Genomic DNA, 16,547 nt, shown 5'->3' on the forward strand with positions numbered 1-16,547 from the left:
AGTATATAAAAGAACAAACAAAAATGTTTTTGAAAAACAGTGTTTTTATACTAAGTGGCGATAGGAGTGTTGTGTCAGGCGAATGTAAAAATTCACGTAAGGATAAAAACGTGAGCAACTTTATAAAGCTCGCTTGGGTATAACGACAATAACAGAAAAAAGCCCATACCTCTTTTGAGTAATACAAAGAGGTATGGGCAAATAGCGAGTTATTATAAGGTGTTAATAAAACACAAAGTTGTTGATTCTTTGGGCTTTCCTTATGCCAGTGCAGTATTTCCTTGAGTGCTTGCTACAGGAGTAGGTTTATTGGGAATACGAAATATCAGCGCATAGCTTACCGGTAAAACGATTAAGGTAAGTAATGTTGCAAAGCCCAGGCCGAAGATGATTGTTACGGCCATTGCCATAAAGAAGGGGTCAAACAGTAACGGGATCATACCGAGCATGGTGGTGATCGCAGCCATCCCTACAGGGCGTACACGGCTAACTGACGAGTCGAATATGGCGTCATAGGCTGATTTTCCTGATTCAATCTCAGCGCGGATCTGATCAACCAGAACAATCCCGTTTTTGATGATCATCCCACTCAAACTGAGCATACCGAGAATAGCCATAAAGCTCAGTGGTGCGTCCAGTAGCAACAGGCCTGATGCAATACCAATCATTGCAAGCGGGACATTGAACCAGATAACCAGAGGTTGCCTGACTGAGTTGAAGAGAACTACAGTGATCAGGAACATCGCCAGATAGCCTAAAGGCAGTGAAGAGAAGATACTTGCCTGCGCATCTCGTGACGTTTCGTATTCTCCACCCCATTCAAGGGAGTAGCCGTTAGGCAGTTCGATAGCCTCAACTTTTTCGCGTAGTTTGCGGTGTACCGAGTCGGCAGTTTCACCACTACCAAGTACCGGATCGGCAAGCACAGTTAGCACTCGCTTACGGTCACGGCGCATGATGATAGGGTTCTCCCATTCGGTATCGAATGAGGAAACCACCTGAGTAACGGGTACGAAGGTGTTATTTTCCGCACTCCATACCTGCAGTTTCAGCAAACTATTAGCATCAAGTCGTTCCTGCTCGGGAGCTCGAGCGATGATTGGCATCAGGTGCGACTGTTCGCGGTAGGTGCCGACAGTTTTACCGCTGAAGTTGGTCAGCATTGCCGTATCAAGATCCAGCTTGCTGATACCGACTTCACGAGACTGGGCATAGTTGATTTGCGGTCTGACAACTGTAACCTGGTTACGCCAGTTGTGACGGACATTCTCGGCGCTAGGTTCGTCGCGGATGATTTGCTCGGCCTGATGAGCTAGCTGGCGTAAAACCTGTGGGTCTTCACCATAAAAGCGCGCTTCGATCTTGGCGGCCGGTGATGGGCCGTTTTCCAGGAGTTTCACTCGAAACTCGGCTTCAGGATAGTTATCGCGCAGATAGGCGGTTAGTTGAGGCATATTAGCGCTCTGCACTTCCAGGCTATCCATTTCGATGATTAGCTGGGCATAGGCATCGTAGCCTTTTTCTGGCACGTAAGGCAGTACAAAACGCTGTGCTCCTTGGCCGATAACAGAGGTCAGGTTTTTCAGGCCGACATTGTTTTCGGCTTCGTAGTTGAGGATTTCGCTCTCAATTTTATTGACGAATGCTTCGGTGCCACGAATATCGGTCCCTTCCGGCATCCAGATATCAACAAAAAAGATAGGAGTGCTCGATGGTGGGAAGAATACATTCTTCACCTGACCCATGCCGAAAATAGCGGCGACCAGCATAGCTACAACCAAGCCGAGACTAACGATACGGAATCGCATCGCTGCTGTAAGTAAACTGCGGTAGAGGTTAAAGAACCAGCCTTGGTAGAGTTCCTGCGGCTCGTCACTGATCTCTCCGTCCTTGAATAACAAGTGGCAGAAGAATGGGGTGATCGTGATTGCGGTGATCCAGCTGATGAATAAGGAAATCAGCAGTACCTGGAACAGAGAAGCACAAAACTCACCGGTTGAGTCCTGAGACAAACCAATAGGGGCAAACGCAATGATTGCAATGATGGTTGCGCCCAGTAACGGCCATTGAGTCTGCTTGACAACCTGGCCCGCGGCTTCAAAGCGGGTTTGGCCGCGCTGGATGCCAATGAGTATGCCTTCGGTTACCACGATGGCATTATCGACCAGCATGCCTAGTGCAATAATCAATGCTCCCAGTGAGATAATTTGGAGTTGGATTTCCAGCACATTCATGACGATGAACGTACCAAAAATGGTAAGTAGCAGTACCACCCCCATCAACAAGCCGGAGCGAAGCCCCATGAATACCAGTAGGACAACAATAACAATAGCGACAGACTCTGCCAGGTTGATTAGAAAACCTGTAACGGAAACGTCGACTACGGCACCTTGATCGTACACGGTATTGAGCGCCATCCCGACTGGCAGGTGAGACTCCAGTTCGCTGATCTTGGCGGAAATGGCCTTGGAAACATCGACAACGTTGACACCGGTACTGAATGAGATACCCATGGATAGCGCGTTGTTGCCCATGTTGTGATATAGCAGTGTTGGTGTTTCTGTCACCGTTTTGTAGACGGTTGCAATATCGCCCAGATAAACCAGATCAGCGCTGCCAGGAGGGCTAACCAACAGACGGTTCATTTCGGAAACATCAGCAAACTCACCGGTCGGGTGAATTCGGATCCGTCCGTCACCTACCCGGATCTTACCGGCATTGGATACCACATTCTGGTTTTCAATCTGGCCATAGATGTAATTCTGATCCAAACCTAGTGCTGCCAGCTTTTGCTGGCTGATCTCTACAACAACCTGTTCTTGAGGAGCACCCACCACCGATACCTTCTTGACCCCGTCAATCAGAACCAGTTCGCGGCGTAAATAGTTGGCGTAGTTTTCCAGTTCGCGATAGCTATAGCCTTCACCCTGAATATTCATCAAGATGCCAAAAACGTCGGAGAAATCGTCAATGACCTGAGACGGTGCGACTCCCGGCGGCAAGTCGGCCATTGTATCATTGACCTTACGACGCAGTTCATCCCAGATCTGGGGAAGCACATTGGCATCGTACTCGTCTTTCATCTCGATTTCGATTTGCGACAAGCCTGCGCTATTGATCGAGGTAATATGCTTGACCTGCTGCATTTGTTGGATGGCATTTTCCAACGGCAGGGTGACTTCTTCTTCCACTTGTTCTGGTGAGGCGCCTGGATAAGGTGTAATGACCAGCGCATTCTTAAGGGTGAACTCTGGGAATTCCAACTGGCCGAGACCAGTGAAAGAAATACCGCCGCCGATAAGCATCAGCAGAACGAACATCCAACTAATAACTTTGTTATTGATACTGTAGTGTGCGATGTTCATCGGTTAAACGCCTCGTTCCCAGCGAAGAGGTTTAACTTCCATATTTTCTTTTATTGCATTGGCTCCGACTGCAACGATTTGATCGCCTTTTTCAAGGCCAGAGATAACTTCTATCCCATTAGTGCGTACTTGACCTAACTGCACTTTTACCGGCTCAAGACTGCTACTCTCTGGATGGTAGCGCCATACTTGAGTGGTATTGCTGTCGTCACTACGAACAATGGCTGAAACAGGTAAGACAGTGATGGCTTGCTGGGTTGCTCCCAGTGCCGACATATCCAGCAGCAGCTCGGCACTCATGCCCGGCAGTACGTTCAGGGTTTCCGGTGGAGTCAGGCTAAATACCACTTCATAGGTTTGGCTGCCAGGGCTGACTTTACCTGCGTGCTCTTTATATTGCACTGGGTATGTATCTGGCAGTGGCGTGGTGGTCAAAGCCGGTGTAAAGCCATTTTCCAACGATAGCGTCTTCGGGGCATGGAAGCGAACCAGAGGCTTTAAAGCCTCATCAAACGGAACGTTTTTTAGTGACAACAACAGAGATTCTGGAACCTGAATCTGAACATCGATTTGTTGATTGCCTTGCAGCGATAACACAACCTGTGTCGCCTGAATCATCTGGTGGTTATCAAGATTTACTTTGGCAACTGTGCCGGCAAAAGGCGCGACTAAACGTGTGTATGCGAGCTGATCACGTGCGGTAAAAAGTGCCGCCTGAGCAGATTTCAGGGTGGCTTTTGCCGTATCAAACTCTGCCTTGGAAATTAGCTTGCGCTTATACAGTTCTTGCTTACGCTGAAAGTCAACATCTGCCAGTTCATGGTTTGCTTCAGCGTTTAGTAGGGCATTTTTTGCATCTCGATCATCGAGCATGGCCAATAGCTGACCTTTTTCTACTCGTTGGCCCTCCGAAAGAGCCAGCGTTACCAGTTCGCCATTAATACGAAAGGCCAAATCAGCCTGCTGGCTGGCAGCAATTTTAGCGGGGAAAACACGCAGTTGTTGAGTTGCATTGTCGTCGATGGTCATTAGTTTTACTGGGCGGACGGTGGCAGATTGCGAGATAGCGCTTTCTGCCTCACCGCATCCGGTAAGGGTGGCTGAGAGCATGACTGCAAGCAGGCTGAGTGTTGCCGATTTCATCGTGATATTTCCTGTTGTTATATTTCGTGTAAAACTATAACCTGCATTAAAGTTGCTAAAAACCAAACTATTTGGAAACATGCGTTCTATATTTTAGAACCAATAATGGCAATATTTAGCTTTACAATAATGGTGATTTTTGAACACTCGGGTGAAAGATGAAAACGGAAGACATTAAACTATTCCATCAAATCGTTGATGCCGGCAGCCTGGTCCGTGCTTCGGAAATTTTCGACTTACCGAAGTCGAACCTTAGCCGTCGCATTAAAGGTTTGGAAGAAGAGCTGAATATCCAGCTTTTTCATCGCCATAATCGCTCGATGCAACTCACGGATGCGGGCGGTAAGTTCTATGAAAAGACCAAAAGTATCTTGAGTGACTTGGAAACGAGTATTCAGGAGATCACCGCCCCAACTTACGAACTGTCAGGCCATATAAGGGTTCAGTTATTACCGCTACCAAATATTGTCGACATGGGCAGGTTGATTTTTAAGTTTATGGACTTGTACCCCAAGGTGACTGTTGAGGTGATCAGCTGTTCCGAAGAATCTAATCTGGTCGAGAATCATATTGATGTTGCACTGCGGGTAGGGGAAAAGCTGGAAGATTCCAGCTTGATTGCCCGTCCGCTTAATTCGGCTTCGTTTGGTTATTATGCTACCCCCGAGTATATCGCCAAGCATGGGATGCCTAACTCGCCGGAAGAAATACAGAAATTTAACTTTATCCGCTATCGTTTTCCCAGCGGTCAGATACTGAATGAGATCCCTTTGGGTAACAATGAGTCGATTGCGGTATCTGGTAACCTGGTGATGAATAGTGTTCCGCTGATCATGGAAGCCTGTTTGCAAAACCGTGGTGTGGTGTTTATTCCTGAGTTTCTGGCTGAGTTTTACATCAAAAAAGGAATGCTGGTGAGGCTGCTTTCCGATTTTGAACCGACAATGAAATACGGCTGGTTGGTATACCCGTCGCGTAAACATTTGTCTTTGACGGTGAGAACGTTTATCGACTTCATGTTGACTGAGTTTGAAAATATGCCGATGTGTTCAGAGGTGGAGGCTGATGTGCGTGGGATGGCAGTGTGATTTGTCGTGTATATTCAGTGAAATTTGGTCGGTTTGAGCGATGAATATTGCGCAAGTTTAAACCGTTTAAACCTTGGAACAGTGCTGAAAACCCATGGTGTGAGCTATACCTCGGAAGTATAGGTTGCAGTTAAATAATAATCACGGCTAATAACGCATGTCGACTACTTAGGATGATTATGGCTAATAAAAAATTTGTGAAGATTTGCCTGCTTGAGGGGATTGATGACAGCTTCAGGGAAGCTGAAAATGGTTTATTTTACAGTACACAGGGTGAAGCCTTTATTAATAAGAGCCATATTTCTACCTTCTTTATTGATGATGAAGAGTCAACGATTTCAATTTCGTTGGGGCTAATACGTGCTTATTTAAGATATCCAAACAAAGGCGATGAGTTTCAACGGGTGAAAAGTGAACTGAATACACTAGTAGAGTAGTTTTCCTGCTCTAGACACCGGGATCCCATAACAGCCATGCTGTGAGTTAGCCTGACTTTATGGGGTTTAGCCATACTATGAACACATTGTTTCCTTACATAGACATTTCTAATGAGATTCTGCCTTACTGATCGTATATATTTTAGCAACCGCTGAAATGGTAATAATGAGGATAGGAATGAAGTTAGATGCGATCCTTTGGGATTACGATGGAACTATTGTTAATTCGGTTCCTAAGAATATTGAGATTACCAAGAGCATTTTATCGATCGTTGCTCCTCACCTGACAGGGAACAACCTGCCGCACTACCTCCAAAGTGAACACGCTTATCACGAAGCAAATCATGCCGCGAAAAACTGGCAGGAGCTGTATACCGACTATTATGGTATGTCAGAGTCTGAAATGTTGGATGCCGGTGCGTTATGGGCTGAACATCAATTGAGTAATACCACTCCTGTTAAACTGTTTGCCGGCATTGATTATACGGTTCAGGGGTTATCTTCCATCCCTCATGGTATTTGCTCTCAAAACGCTTCACAGAATATTGTTAATGTTTTATCTGAGGCCAAGGTCGACTCCTATTTTAAAGCTGTCATTGGTTATGATGATGTGACGCGTGATTGCCAGAAACCTTCACCTGAAGGCGGCTTGGCTTGCTTGGATAGGTTGTTCGATACTCCAGAAAATAAGACGATCATGTATGTTGGCGATCATGAAGCTGACGTACAATTTGCTCGTAATATACAGGGCGCGCTTGGCAATCAATCTAGTGTCATTGCCGTTGCTGCCGCTTACAGTGGTGCAACTCCGGAAAATTGGATTACCAAGCCAGATCATGTCATCCGTTCTCCAAGCGAGCTTCTGACCATCTGCGAGAAGTATTTGTAACTTATAGCTGGAAGTTTTATACCCAAGTGACTTGGGTATAGGGCTTAATGTTTGCCGTGAAGCTCAACTAGTAGATCAATCACTTCAGAGTGCCGACAGTTATCAGCTTTATCTCTGAGCCAAACACTCCCCCCCTATATTGTTGAAGGCCTCTATAATAAAACTGTCGCTATGGACAGATTGCGACGAGGAAGCTTAATCGAACGCCTTTTACTTTGTGCGCCGAGAATTGCCGAGAGGCGCTCGACAAGTACTCATCATCCAGACGAGAGGAGGTGACAACTGTGCCGAAGTTTATAGATACCCATCCTATGCAGCCATTCACGGCGGACGCCCTGAGAGAGTTGCAGAATGCGCCACCGGATGAGTTCGGTGTTACGCATCACGACATCCTGTTCAGCGAGAAGGACAATAAGATCTATTGTGTGCTGGACGCTCCGAACCTCGAAGCGATCGAAAAGCATCATGCGAAGGCCGGCATTGCGTGCGAGTTCATTCACGAAGTGAAGTCGACTCGCGGGTGAGGAAAAGCCTTTGGCCGGCGTTAGTATAGATAGCGTTGGGAGTCGAGGTAGAAAAACAAAAAAAGCCCCCTTCAAGAAGGGGGCAAGAGTACCATCGCTTTTATTATTCGCTTAGATAGCCTGCGAGCTGAGGAAGTATTTAGTATTGCTCGCTTAGCCGAAGTCACCGTTAACATAACCACGGGTACGGTCGTCGCGTGGGTTGTTAAACAGTGCGTGTGTATCATCGTGCTCGACCAGTTCGCCCATCAGGAAGAAGGCGGTTCGGTCTGAGATACGTCTAGCCTGCTGCATCGAGTGAGTTACGATAACGATCGTGAAGTCTTTCTTTAGTGACTCCATCAAATCTTCAATTTTCTTGGTAGCAATTGGGTCAAGCGCGGAGGTCGGTTCATCCATCAGGATCACTTCCGGCTCCATGGCAATCGTACGGGCGATACACAGACGCTGCTGCTGGCCACCAGACAGGCCGAAAGCGTGTGACTTCAGGCGGTCTTTTACTTCGTCCCACAATGCTGCGCCACGCAGTGACTTTTCGACCACCGCATCAAGGCGTTTTTTGTCCGTGATGCCCTGGGCACGTAGGCCATACGCGACGTTCTCGTAAATGCTCATCGGGAATGGGTTTGGCTTCTGGAATACCATCCCGACTTTGATACGAAGCTGTGCAACGTCGATGTTGCCGTACACATTTTCGTTATCCATGGTTAGCTGGCCGTCAATTTTCACCCCCTCGATCAGGTCGTTCATGCGGTTCAGGCAGCGGAGCAGGGTAGACTTGCCGCAGCCGGACGGGCCAATCAGTGCCGTTACCTGACGGTTAGGAATGGGTAGGCAGATCTTTTTCAGTGCCTGGTTTTCGCCGTAGTAAAGGTCAAGGTTTTCAATGTTGAATTTATTCATGGTTTTCTTCCTCAAAAATTAGTAAGTCGCAGTGTTGAATCGGCTAGCAATCAATTTAGTAAGCATGTTAATAACAAGAACAATCACAATCAGAACGGTGGCGGTTGCATACGCCTGATTCCATTCATGGATGGTGTATAGCTCCTGCGTTAACTTATACAGGTGAACGGTTAGCGTACGGCCAGAGTCAAGCATGCTCTCTGGAATACGGGCAACCATACCTGCTGTCATGAATACCGGTGCCGATTCACCGATTACACGACCTACGCTGAGGATGATGGAGGTTACGATACCAGGCATCGCGCTTGGTAGAATAAGTCTCCAGATGGTGTAAATTTTAGAGGCCCCCAAACCATATGAACCTTCACGGTAAGTTTGCGGTACAGCCATTAATGCTTCTTCCGTGGTACGGATAATTACCGGAAGAATTAAAATACTAAGAGTTAGTGCACCTGACAGAATCGAGTAACCAAAGCCAAGTACCACCACAAAGAAGGTCATACCGAACAGGCCGTAGATAATCGACGGAATACCTGCCAGCGATTCGGTACAGAAGCGGATCACCTTAACCAGTTTGCTGCCGACTTTGGCATATTCAGTCAGGTAAATAGCTGTCATGATACCCAGTGGTGCGGCAACAGCGATAGAAGCAGCAACCATGTATAGGGTCGACACAATCATTGGCCAGATCCCAGACTCTTGACCAATCGTGGTGTAATTGCTGGTAATGAAAGACCAGTCAACATGTGACAGACCGTTACTTAGAATGTACCAGACGACCCACAGTAGAAAGCCAACTGTGATACCGGCAGACAGCCAGATAACACTCAGTGAAATTTTATCTTTTAATTGCTGCTTTGCAGCATTGGTAGATTTTAAAGACATAGTGATTACCTCGCGCGCTCACGGTTCAGATAAAGGAGAGCGGCATTTAGCATCATAATAAAGACGAGCAAGACAATACCGGTTGCGTATAGTGCACTTGCGTGAACACCGGTTGCATAAGACATCTCAATGGCGATGTTTGCTGTCAGTGTACGCGCCGAGTCTAGAAGGCCTTCTGGCATGGCTGGTGAGTTACCCATTACCATGATGATGGCCATGGTTTCACCAAGTGCGCGAGCAACACCGAGAATGACTCCGGTCATGATGCCTGAGCGAGCTGCAGGCACGAGCAATTTGAAAATAGTAAACATATGAGATGCACCCAGCGCCAAAGAACCTTCTTTGTAGCTACGAGGTACAGCTCGAATTGAGGTTTCAGAAACCGTAATTACCGTTGGTAAAATCATGATTGCCAAAACAATGATTCCCGCCAGAACCGTGTTACCGGCAGGCACAGTAAAGATGTCCTGAATCAATGGCACAATGATAACCAAACCGAAGAAACCGTAAACCACAGACGGGATACCGGCCAGTAGCTCGATCATCGGGCGAATAATATTCGCAAGACGTGCCGGAGCGACTTCGGCAATGAAAATAGCCGTTAGTACACCGATTGGCACACCGATAACAACCGCACCGGCAGTTGATACGACGGAGGCCACAATCATTGGTGCGATACCATAAAGTGCTGGTGGCAGCCAGTCAGTACCTAAAACGATACCTGAAATACCAGAGTGCTCAATGGCAGCATAGCCTTCCCGGAAGATGAAATAACCAATTGTGATTAACGATAAAATTCCCAATGCTGCACTGGCAAGGAATAGGTATTTAAAGAATACTTCGCGCCAGTCGATTTTATCTTTGGCTTTTAGCGAAGACCTTTTAGTCGTGGTTTCTATATTATTTGCGATGGTCATAAGTACTACTCCAGATACTGATCAAGCAAAGGGCTTATTCAAATACCGAGGAATCAAGAAAGACCGGTCACCGCCATCAAGACGCCGACCGGACAAAGTTTTAAGCATTATTAGTTAATAGAGATGAAGCCTTTGCCTGCAACGATTTCCTGAGCTTCTGAGCTATTCACCCACTTTAAGAACTCAAGTGCTGCTTTTGATGGGCGGCCTTCTTTGTATACAACCAGGAATGGACGCTGAACACCGTACTCACCTGATTTTATCGCTTCAACAGAAGGCTGATGGTTGTCGATTGCCAGAGGCTTAACAGAGCCGTCTACCGAGCCCAGAGATATGTAGCCAATAGCAAACGGGTTGTTCGCTACAATGGTTTTCAGTTGGCCGTTGCCGCTGGCAACCTGCGCACGCTGAGAGATAGCAGATACTTTAATACCGTTGATTTTCTTCTTCAGTGACATAATGTCTTCGAATGCACCACGTGTACCAGATGCTGTATCACGTGTTGCAACTACGATTGGCTTGTTTTCGCCACCAACCTGATTCCAGTTAGTGATTTCGCCTTTGTAGATTTTAGAAACTTCTTCTTTTGTTAGGTCGGTAACTGGGTTGTTGTTATGAACGACAACGGCAATGCCATCGCGAGCAATAACCACTTCTTTAATATTGTCGGCTTTTTCCGAAGATTTAAGATTACGTGAACTCATACCAAGGTCAGATGAACCATCATGTGCTGCACGAACGCCGGCAGAAGAGCCCGGACCTTGAACCTCGACAGTTACATTATTAGATTTTGCATAGGTTTCACCAAGTACTTCCATGATTGGCGATACGGAGCTTGAGCCTACAACAGAGATAGTCTCGTTTGCTGCTGCAGTGTTGAATACCATTGAACCTGCTAGGGCTAGCGCACCAATAACCTTTGTTTTCATTTTCCTAATCCTTAAAAAAGCTGGCCTTATTGCCAATAGGTTTGAATGAACGAAGCCAAGATTAGGAGAGTTTCATGACAATCATGTTTCAGAAGTTTGAACACTCTATGACGGTCGTCATGGATGGATAATAAGTGCTTGGTTGATTTTGGGGGGGGAAATTCACTTATTGATAGCGCGTGGTGATGATGGCGTCTGGTTGTATTTGTTTGCTTAATTATTATTTGGGCCAATTTCAAGCTTTACTGGCAAATAATAGCTTTTTCCATGTTTTTAATGGACAAATATGTGAGCTGGATCTATATTTCTGCCCTTTGCTAAGTTAATTTTTAATATTTTTTATTCGCTTGTACGGATACTCGAACAATCTTTACTGGGGCTGTAATGCAATTTTCATTGAAAAATTTATCAATTCGATATCAGGTGTTACTGCCTGTTATGCTGATGGTTGTCGTTTTGCTGGTATCTTTGCTAACAACAAAAACAAAGTTAGAAAATGAACAACATATCATTTCGACCAATACTGAGAACCTTGTTGATTATAAAGATACGCTTGCCGGTATTGATGATCGTATTTATCCGTTACGTATAAGCGCGGTATATGCGATTTATGATGCCAAACGCCGTAGTTCGTTTCTTAATGAGTTAAAAATGACGGCTCGAGATGTTACTGCAGAGCTGCACCTGCTTGAAAAGGTACCTGATTTTAAAGCTGACTCTGAGAAAGTTCGTAGTACTATTAATGACTATATTAATTATTCGACGAGAGCTGTTGATGTACTTACCCGTCATGATAACGGTGAAGTGAGTGATGCTGAGCTTGATAGTTTTATCGCACAATATCGCCAGATTGGTAATGCAATGGTTGGTTCTATTAACCAGCTATCACAGCGTGTGAATACTTATTCGAAGCAGAGCATGACAGAAAGTGCAGAAAACAATAAAGCACTGATGTCTACTGCATCAATGGCAATTTTCTTGATTTTCGTGGCTGTACTGGCAATTGCTTGGTGGCTATCAGGCCAGATCGTTAATCCAATTGTAAAGCTGCAGGCTGTGATGCGTGAAGTGGCGTCAGGAAGCTTGCGTGTTCGTGCCGAGCAAGATGGCACCAACGAAATTGCCCAGCTGAGTGGCGATGTGAATTCGACGGTTGAGCAGCTTCGAAATACTGTTGATGCGTTAGTCCGTATCAGTGAAGATGTTGCTTCGGCGTCAACTGAGCTTGCGGCAGTAATGACTCAGTCTGAAGCTAATGCCCAGTCAGAACTCAATGAAATTGATCAGGTTGCTTCGGCGGTCAATGAGCTATCGAGCACCGCGGATAATGTGAGTGATAATGCAACCGCGGCGGATTCTACAGCTAAGCAAACCGATGAACTGGCAAGAGAAGGTTTGGATATTTTCGAGAAGAGCAATGCGGCTAGTCTTCAAATGACCCAGACATTGTCTGATGCGGCGGGTGTTGTGACTCGTCTGAAAGAGCAATCTGAACAAATTAGCAAGGTCATTGAAGTTATTCGAGGCATCTCGGAGCAAACAAACCTGCTGGCGCTGAATGCTGCGATCGAAGCGGCACGTGCCGGTGAGTCGGGCCGTGGTTTTGCTGTCGTTGCGGATGAAGTTCGTATGCTTGCGGCGCGCACTCAGGATTCGACTCAAGAGATCCAGGCGATTATCGAAGAGCTGCAATCACAGTCAAATAATGCCAATGACAGTATGCAGCTTAGTCTTGAGATGCTTGAACGTAACCAAGAGCTGGCAACCCGAGCAAATGAGGCGCTGGTTGGGATCACTGAATCTGTGGTTCAAATTAGTGATATGAACACTCAGGTAGCGACGGCTGCTGAGCAGCAATCGCAGGTGACACAGGACATCAACCGTAACGTCACTAATATGTCTGAAATTGTTAATCAAAATGTCGCTGGTATTAGTCAGAGTGCCTCTGCAAGTAATGAACTATCCCAGCTAGCAGAAAAACAGAAGCAACAACTGTCTTTCTTTAAACTTTAACCTCGCATACAATTTGATTAAGGCCTGTGTTAAACAAGCCGTATAAAGCCCGTTTTATACGGGCTTTTTTGTTTTTATGTCATATACAGTTTCTAGAATTAGGTTCTAGGATTTAGTCAAAGGTACTCATGCTCAAAAAAGCTCAGCAAATGGTGGTGTTTAACGCACTGACCAAGCAGCAAAGTTTTACCCGTGCGGCACAGCTATTAGATATTTCCAGGACTCAAGTTAGCAAACAGGTGCAGCAATTGGAGCAACGGCTTGGCGTTCAGCTCGTTCAGCGCACGACCCGATCTTTTGCGCTGACAGAGGCGGGGCGCCAGTTTGCCGTTCACTGCGCCAGTATTGTTGATGAAATAAATGAGGCCGAGAGTGAATTGCTGCTTGATTCAGATACGCTTCAGGGCGCTTTACGGGTTGGGATTGCCCAGTCATTTGCACTGAACCATATTGGCCCTTATATTTCTGAGTTTCATGAACAGTATCCGCAATTGGATCTCGAAATGAGCCTGTTTGACCATCGTGTCGATCTGATATCGGAACAGCTGGATTTGTGGATTGGTATTATGGATTCGCCGCCGGAAGGTTTTGTCGCCAGGCACTTGACTGACTGTCAGTTTGTGCTTGCTGCTAGCCCCGAATACCTGGCAAAACACGGAGTTCCATATCATCCTGAAGACCTGAAGCAGCATAACTGTATTACCTACTATAGCCGTGAGCGAAAAGACACGACGTGGAGTTTTTGTCGCGAGCAACAAGATCTGCAGATTAAGGTAAAAGGCAATTACCGGGTTGACTCCGCAGACGCTATCAGGGATGCAACCCTGGCCGGAAATGGTATTGGTTACTTGGCCACTTACTTGCTGAAAAATGAACTCAGGGAGGGGAGGCTAATCCGTTTGATGCCAGATTGGCAACTGAACCAGCATATGCCGTTGTATGCCATCTATCCTCGACATAAATTCTTGCCAGCAAAAGTGAAGGTCTTTATCGACTTTGTGCGTAATCATATTGGCGAACCCGCATACTGGGATCGTAATTTATTCTGATCCCAGTATGCATATATCCTCTGATGAGTCTGGGGTGCAACGCCTTGGCAGGATGGGATTATGCTCTAGTGGTACATTATGTATTTCGTTTGGCTATAAGGTTCTAATTCATATTTAGATTCCAGGAAGGTGATGAGATTGACTAGATCGGTCACTGTTAATACATCGTTGAAGACTGGCATAACCGATTCACCTTCAACCTGAATCTTCGTTGTATCATATCCCTTGGCTAAGCGATGTGACGGGTTGATGACTGAAGTGACAAGTTCTGGATAGGTTTTTAGGCTCTGGACCTTCCCGCCAAGGCTGACCGACAGCGTGTCTTCAGTACCTTCTGGTCGTTCATACCCTTCCACTTCATGGCAGCTTAAGCATTGCATGCTTAAGAATACCTGCTCTCCTTTGGCTACATCTCCGGCTGGCAGACTGAAGCCTGTTGCACTTTGTTCACACCCGCTAAGCCCTATCATAATTAGCAGTATGGTTAGTATTTTTAGCTTGTTCATGACATATCACTCCGTGTAAGCGCAGTACCAACATGCAGTTGGCGATTCGAGAATGAGTATAGTAATGACAAGTGTAGAGTAAGATTTGGCGATTTTGGGATAAATAGTTACAAAAAACACATGGTTAATTTGTCTGAAAACGGATGATGATTTGACCGAGCAGACCTGAGCAAACGGTGCCGGTCAGCTTCTGCATGCCGCATAAAGACGCTTATCGAGCACACAGAGCTATGGCATAAAATGCTCTGATTGTCAGCTGTGGTAACAACAGTATTCGCCTGAGGAACCAATTGGCCGATTTCGTTTGCTTTGATGATAATTTCTACAGAATCTCTGCTAAGTGTATCGAAACTGTAAATAGGCGTAACAATTTGAACCTTGTCACAGTTTTTTAAATCCATACAATGCCGCCGCAATCGTTTACTAAAAGACTACATTGGAGAATGGCCATGGGCTATTTGGTCAGCATCTTAGGCATTATTACGCTATTTGCGGTTGCTATTTTATTTTCAGAAAATCGTCGTGCTATCAGCTGGCGTGCTGTTGGTGGGGCGTTTGCAATTCAAATTGTGTTTGCAGGCTTTATCTTATACGTGCCGGTGGGACGTGAAGTACTGAATACTGTGTCTAATGCCGTCTCTGGTGTTATCGACTATGGCCGTATTGGCTCAGAGTTTTTATTTGGTGACTTGGCAAAATTCAAAATCGGCTTTATTTTTGCCGTTAATGTTTTGCCTACAATCGTATTCTTCTCAGCATTGATCTCTGTTCTTTATTACCTCGGTATCATGGGGTGGGTGATCCGTGTTCTCGGTGGTGGGCTGCAACGCCTGTTAGGTACGAGCCGTACAGAGTCGATGTCGGCAACGGCAAACATCTTTGTTGGTTCTGTTGAAGCACCTTTAGTTGTTCGTCCTTACCTGGCCAAAATGAGCCGTTCTGAACTGTTTGCTGTAATGGTCGGTGGCCTTGCATCGGTTGCTGGTGGTACTTTGGTGGGTTACGCCGGTCTGGGTGTTGAAATCAGCTACCTGATTGCAGCCAGTTTTATGTCTGCGCCTGCTGGCCTGATGATGGCAAAAATCCTGGTTCCGCAGACTGAAGAGTTGAGCGAAGAGCCTCAAGTGGAAGATGAAGACGAAGGCGCACCGGTAAATATCATTGATGCCGCTTCTCAAGGTGCGCTGAGCGGCCTGCAGATTGCAATGGCTGTTGGTGCAAGCTTACTGGCAATTATTAGTTTGATTGCATTGCTGAATGGCGGTCTTGGTCATATTGGTAACTGGATTGGCATTGAGGATCTTAGCCTGGAACTGCTATTCGGTTATCTATTTGCACCTGTTGCATGGCTGATCGGTGTTCCTTGGTCAGAAGCTACTGTTGCTGCGAGCCTAATTGGTAAGAAGATTGCGGTTAATGAGTTTGTGGCATTTGCCGATCTAATCGCGGTTAAAGATCAGCTAAGTGAACACTCACAGGCTATCGTTACTTTTGCACTGTGTGGTTTTGCCAACTTAACTTCTATCGCTATGATGATGGGTGGTCTTGGCGGTGTGGTACCAAGCCGCCGACCTGATATCGCACGACTAGGCATGAAGGCTATTTTTGCGGCAACACTCTCTAACTTGATGAGTGCAACGCTTGCAGGAATCTTCCTATCGTTCTAATGTTATTGCTTCAATAGCATGATAAACAAGATAAAAAAAGCAGAGAGCCACTTGGCTCTCTGCTTTTTTATAACTTATATGTAGGTAAAAGAAAGCCCACGCGAAGTGGGCATTCTTTTCGATTGCATCTAAGACCTAAGGACAAAATTAATTCTAGTGTGGCAGCGCATTGGTTTATGTCTCAAAAGTGATACGAAATACGAATTAGTTTTGTTCCCCTCATCATCCTCGT

General features: G+C 46.0%; 14 protein-coding genes. 7 read left to right on the forward strand and 7 right to left on the reverse strand.

Going from position 1 to position 16,547, the window contains the following annotated elements:
- Positions 1–260: 260 nt before the first annotated feature.
- A complete protein-coding gene (locus tag MD588_RS12945; RefSeq protein ID WP_265697739.1) occupies positions 261–3,365 on the reverse strand; it encodes an efflux RND transporter permease subunit in 3,105 nt (1,034 codons plus the stop codon).
- A gap of 3 nt (positions 3,366–3,368) precedes the next feature.
- The gene (locus MD588_RS12950) at positions 3,369–4,508 is read right to left on the reverse strand and encodes an efflux RND transporter periplasmic adaptor subunit (RefSeq protein ID WP_265697740.1); all 1,140 of its coding nucleotides are present in this window, start codon (positions 4,506–4,508) and stop codon (positions 3,369–3,371) included.
- Between the two features lie 158 nt (positions 4,509–4,666).
- Here MD588_RS12950 and MD588_RS12955 point away from each other — a divergent pair, with 158 nt between their 5' ends.
- From MD588_RS12955 to MD588_RS12970, 4 genes are all read left to right on the forward strand, one after another.
- Positions 4,667–5,596 (forward strand): LysR family transcriptional regulator, encoded by a 930-nt coding sequence (locus tag MD588_RS12955; protein WP_265697741.1) that lies wholly within the window; start codon positions 4,667–4,669, stop codon positions 5,594–5,596.
- A gap of 179 nt (positions 5,597–5,775) precedes the next feature.
- Positions 5,776–6,033, forward strand: coding sequence for a hypothetical protein (locus MD588_RS12960; protein WP_265697742.1), 258 nt, complete (start codon positions 5,776–5,778; stop codon positions 6,031–6,033).
- Positions 6,034–6,211: 178 nt separating this feature from the next.
- Positions 6,212–6,922 carry an HAD family hydrolase gene (locus MD588_RS12965; protein ID WP_265697743.1) on the forward strand — a complete coding sequence of 237 codons (711 nt, stop codon included), beginning with the start codon at positions 6,212–6,214 and terminating at the stop codon, positions 6,920–6,922.
- Between the two features lie 284 nt (positions 6,923–7,206).
- Positions 7,207–7,446, forward strand: a complete 240-nt coding sequence (locus MD588_RS12970; RefSeq protein ID WP_265697744.1) for a nickel-binding protein — start codon at positions 7,207–7,209, stop codon at positions 7,444–7,446.
- Between the two features lie 153 nt (positions 7,447–7,599).
- On the opposite strand, the gene pstB is transcribed toward MD588_RS12970, so the two are convergent.
- From pstB to MD588_RS12990, 4 genes are all read right to left on the reverse strand, one after another.
- Positions 7,600–8,349: a phosphate ABC transporter ATP-binding protein PstB gene (gene pstB / locus MD588_RS12975; protein ID WP_265697745.1), complete on the reverse strand. Its 750-nt coding sequence runs from the start codon at positions 8,347–8,349 to the stop codon at positions 7,600–7,602.
- 18 nt (positions 8,350–8,367) lie between these two features.
- Positions 8,368–9,234, reverse strand: a complete 867-nt coding sequence (gene pstA, locus MD588_RS12980; protein ID WP_265697747.1) for a phosphate ABC transporter permease PstA — start codon at positions 9,232–9,234, stop codon at positions 8,368–8,370.
- Positions 9,235–9,239: 5 nt separating this feature from the next.
- Positions 9,240–10,151, reverse strand: a complete 912-nt coding sequence (gene pstC, locus MD588_RS12985; RefSeq protein ID WP_265697748.1) for a phosphate ABC transporter permease subunit PstC — start codon at positions 10,149–10,151, stop codon at positions 9,240–9,242.
- 110 nt (positions 10,152–10,261) lie between these two features.
- A complete protein-coding gene (locus MD588_RS12990) occupies positions 10,262–11,080 on the reverse strand; it encodes a phosphate ABC transporter substrate-binding protein (RefSeq protein ID WP_265697749.1) in 819 nt (272 codons plus the stop codon).
- Between the two features lie 384 nt (positions 11,081–11,464).
- Between MD588_RS12990 and MD588_RS12995 the strand changes: the two genes are divergently transcribed.
- Both MD588_RS12995 and MD588_RS13000 read left to right on the forward strand, forming a co-directional pair.
- Positions 11,465–13,093 (forward strand): methyl-accepting chemotaxis protein, encoded by a 1,629-nt coding sequence (locus tag MD588_RS12995; protein WP_265697751.1) that lies wholly within the window; start codon positions 11,465–11,467, stop codon positions 13,091–13,093.
- Between the two features lie 128 nt (positions 13,094–13,221).
- Positions 13,222–14,142: a LysR family transcriptional regulator gene (locus tag MD588_RS13000; protein ID WP_265697753.1), complete on the forward strand. Its 921-nt coding sequence runs from the start codon at positions 13,222–13,224 to the stop codon at positions 14,140–14,142.
- Positions 14,143–14,207: 65 nt separating this feature from the next.
- Here the strand turns inward: MD588_RS13000 and MD588_RS13005 are convergent, their stop codons facing one another.
- Positions 14,208–14,648, reverse strand: coding sequence for a c-type cytochrome (locus MD588_RS13005; RefSeq protein ID WP_265697755.1), 441 nt, complete (start codon positions 14,646–14,648; stop codon positions 14,208–14,210).
- A gap of 449 nt (positions 14,649–15,097) precedes the next feature.
- Between MD588_RS13005 and MD588_RS13010 the strand changes: the two genes are divergently transcribed.
- On the forward strand, positions 15,098–16,315 hold the full coding sequence (locus MD588_RS13010; protein WP_265697757.1) for a NupC/NupG family nucleoside CNT transporter: 1,218 nt from the start codon (positions 15,098–15,100) through the stop codon (positions 16,313–16,315).
- The last annotated feature ends 232 nt before the right edge of the window (positions 16,316–16,547 follow it).

The organism is Photobacterium obscurum (assembly GCF_026191635.1).
Taxonomy (GTDB): Bacteria; Pseudomonadota; Gammaproteobacteria; order Enterobacterales; family Vibrionaceae; genus Photobacterium; species Photobacterium obscurum.

Excerpts from the sequence above, each read along its gene's own strand:
- MD588_RS12945 (WP_265697739.1), bottom strand. The coding sequence starts at position 3,365 with ATGAACATCGCACACTACAGTATCAATAACAAAGTTATTAGTTGGATG.
- MD588_RS12950 (WP_265697740.1), bottom strand. The coding sequence starts at position 4,508 with ATGAAATCGGCAACACTCAGCCTGCTTGCAGTCATGCTCTCAGCCACC.
- MD588_RS12955 (WP_265697741.1), top strand. The coding sequence starts at position 4,667 with ATGAAAACGGAAGACATTAAACTATTCCATCAAATCGTTGATGCCGGC.
- MD588_RS12960 (WP_265697742.1), top strand. The coding sequence starts at position 5,776 with ATGGCTAATAAAAAATTTGTGAAGATTTGCCTGCTTGAGGGGATTGAT.
- MD588_RS12965 (WP_265697743.1), top strand. The coding sequence starts at position 6,212 with ATGAAGTTAGATGCGATCCTTTGGGATTACGATGGAACTATTGTTAAT.
- pstB (WP_265697745.1), bottom strand. The coding sequence starts at position 8,349 with ATGAATAAATTCAACATTGAAAACCTTGACCTTTACTACGGCGAAAAC.
- pstA (WP_265697747.1), bottom strand. The coding sequence starts at position 9,234 with ATGTCTTTAAAATCTACCAATGCTGCAAAGCAGCAATTAAAAGATAAA.
- pstC (WP_265697748.1), bottom strand. The coding sequence starts at position 10,151 with ATGACCATCGCAAATAATATAGAAACCACGACTAAAAGGTCTTCGCTA.
- MD588_RS12990 (WP_265697749.1), bottom strand. The coding sequence starts at position 11,080 with ATGAAAACAAAGGTTATTGGTGCGCTAGCCCTAGCAGGTTCAATGGTA.
- MD588_RS12995 (WP_265697751.1), top strand. The coding sequence starts at position 11,465 with ATGCAATTTTCATTGAAAAATTTATCAATTCGATATCAGGTGTTACTG.
- MD588_RS13000 (WP_265697753.1), top strand. The coding sequence starts at position 13,222 with ATGCTCAAAAAAGCTCAGCAAATGGTGGTGTTTAACGCACTGACCAAG.
- MD588_RS13005 (WP_265697755.1), bottom strand. The coding sequence starts at position 14,648 with ATGAACAAGCTAAAAATACTAACCATACTGCTAATTATGATAGGGCTT.
- MD588_RS13010 (WP_265697757.1), top strand. The coding sequence starts at position 15,098 with ATGGGCTATTTGGTCAGCATCTTAGGCATTATTACGCTATTTGCGGTT.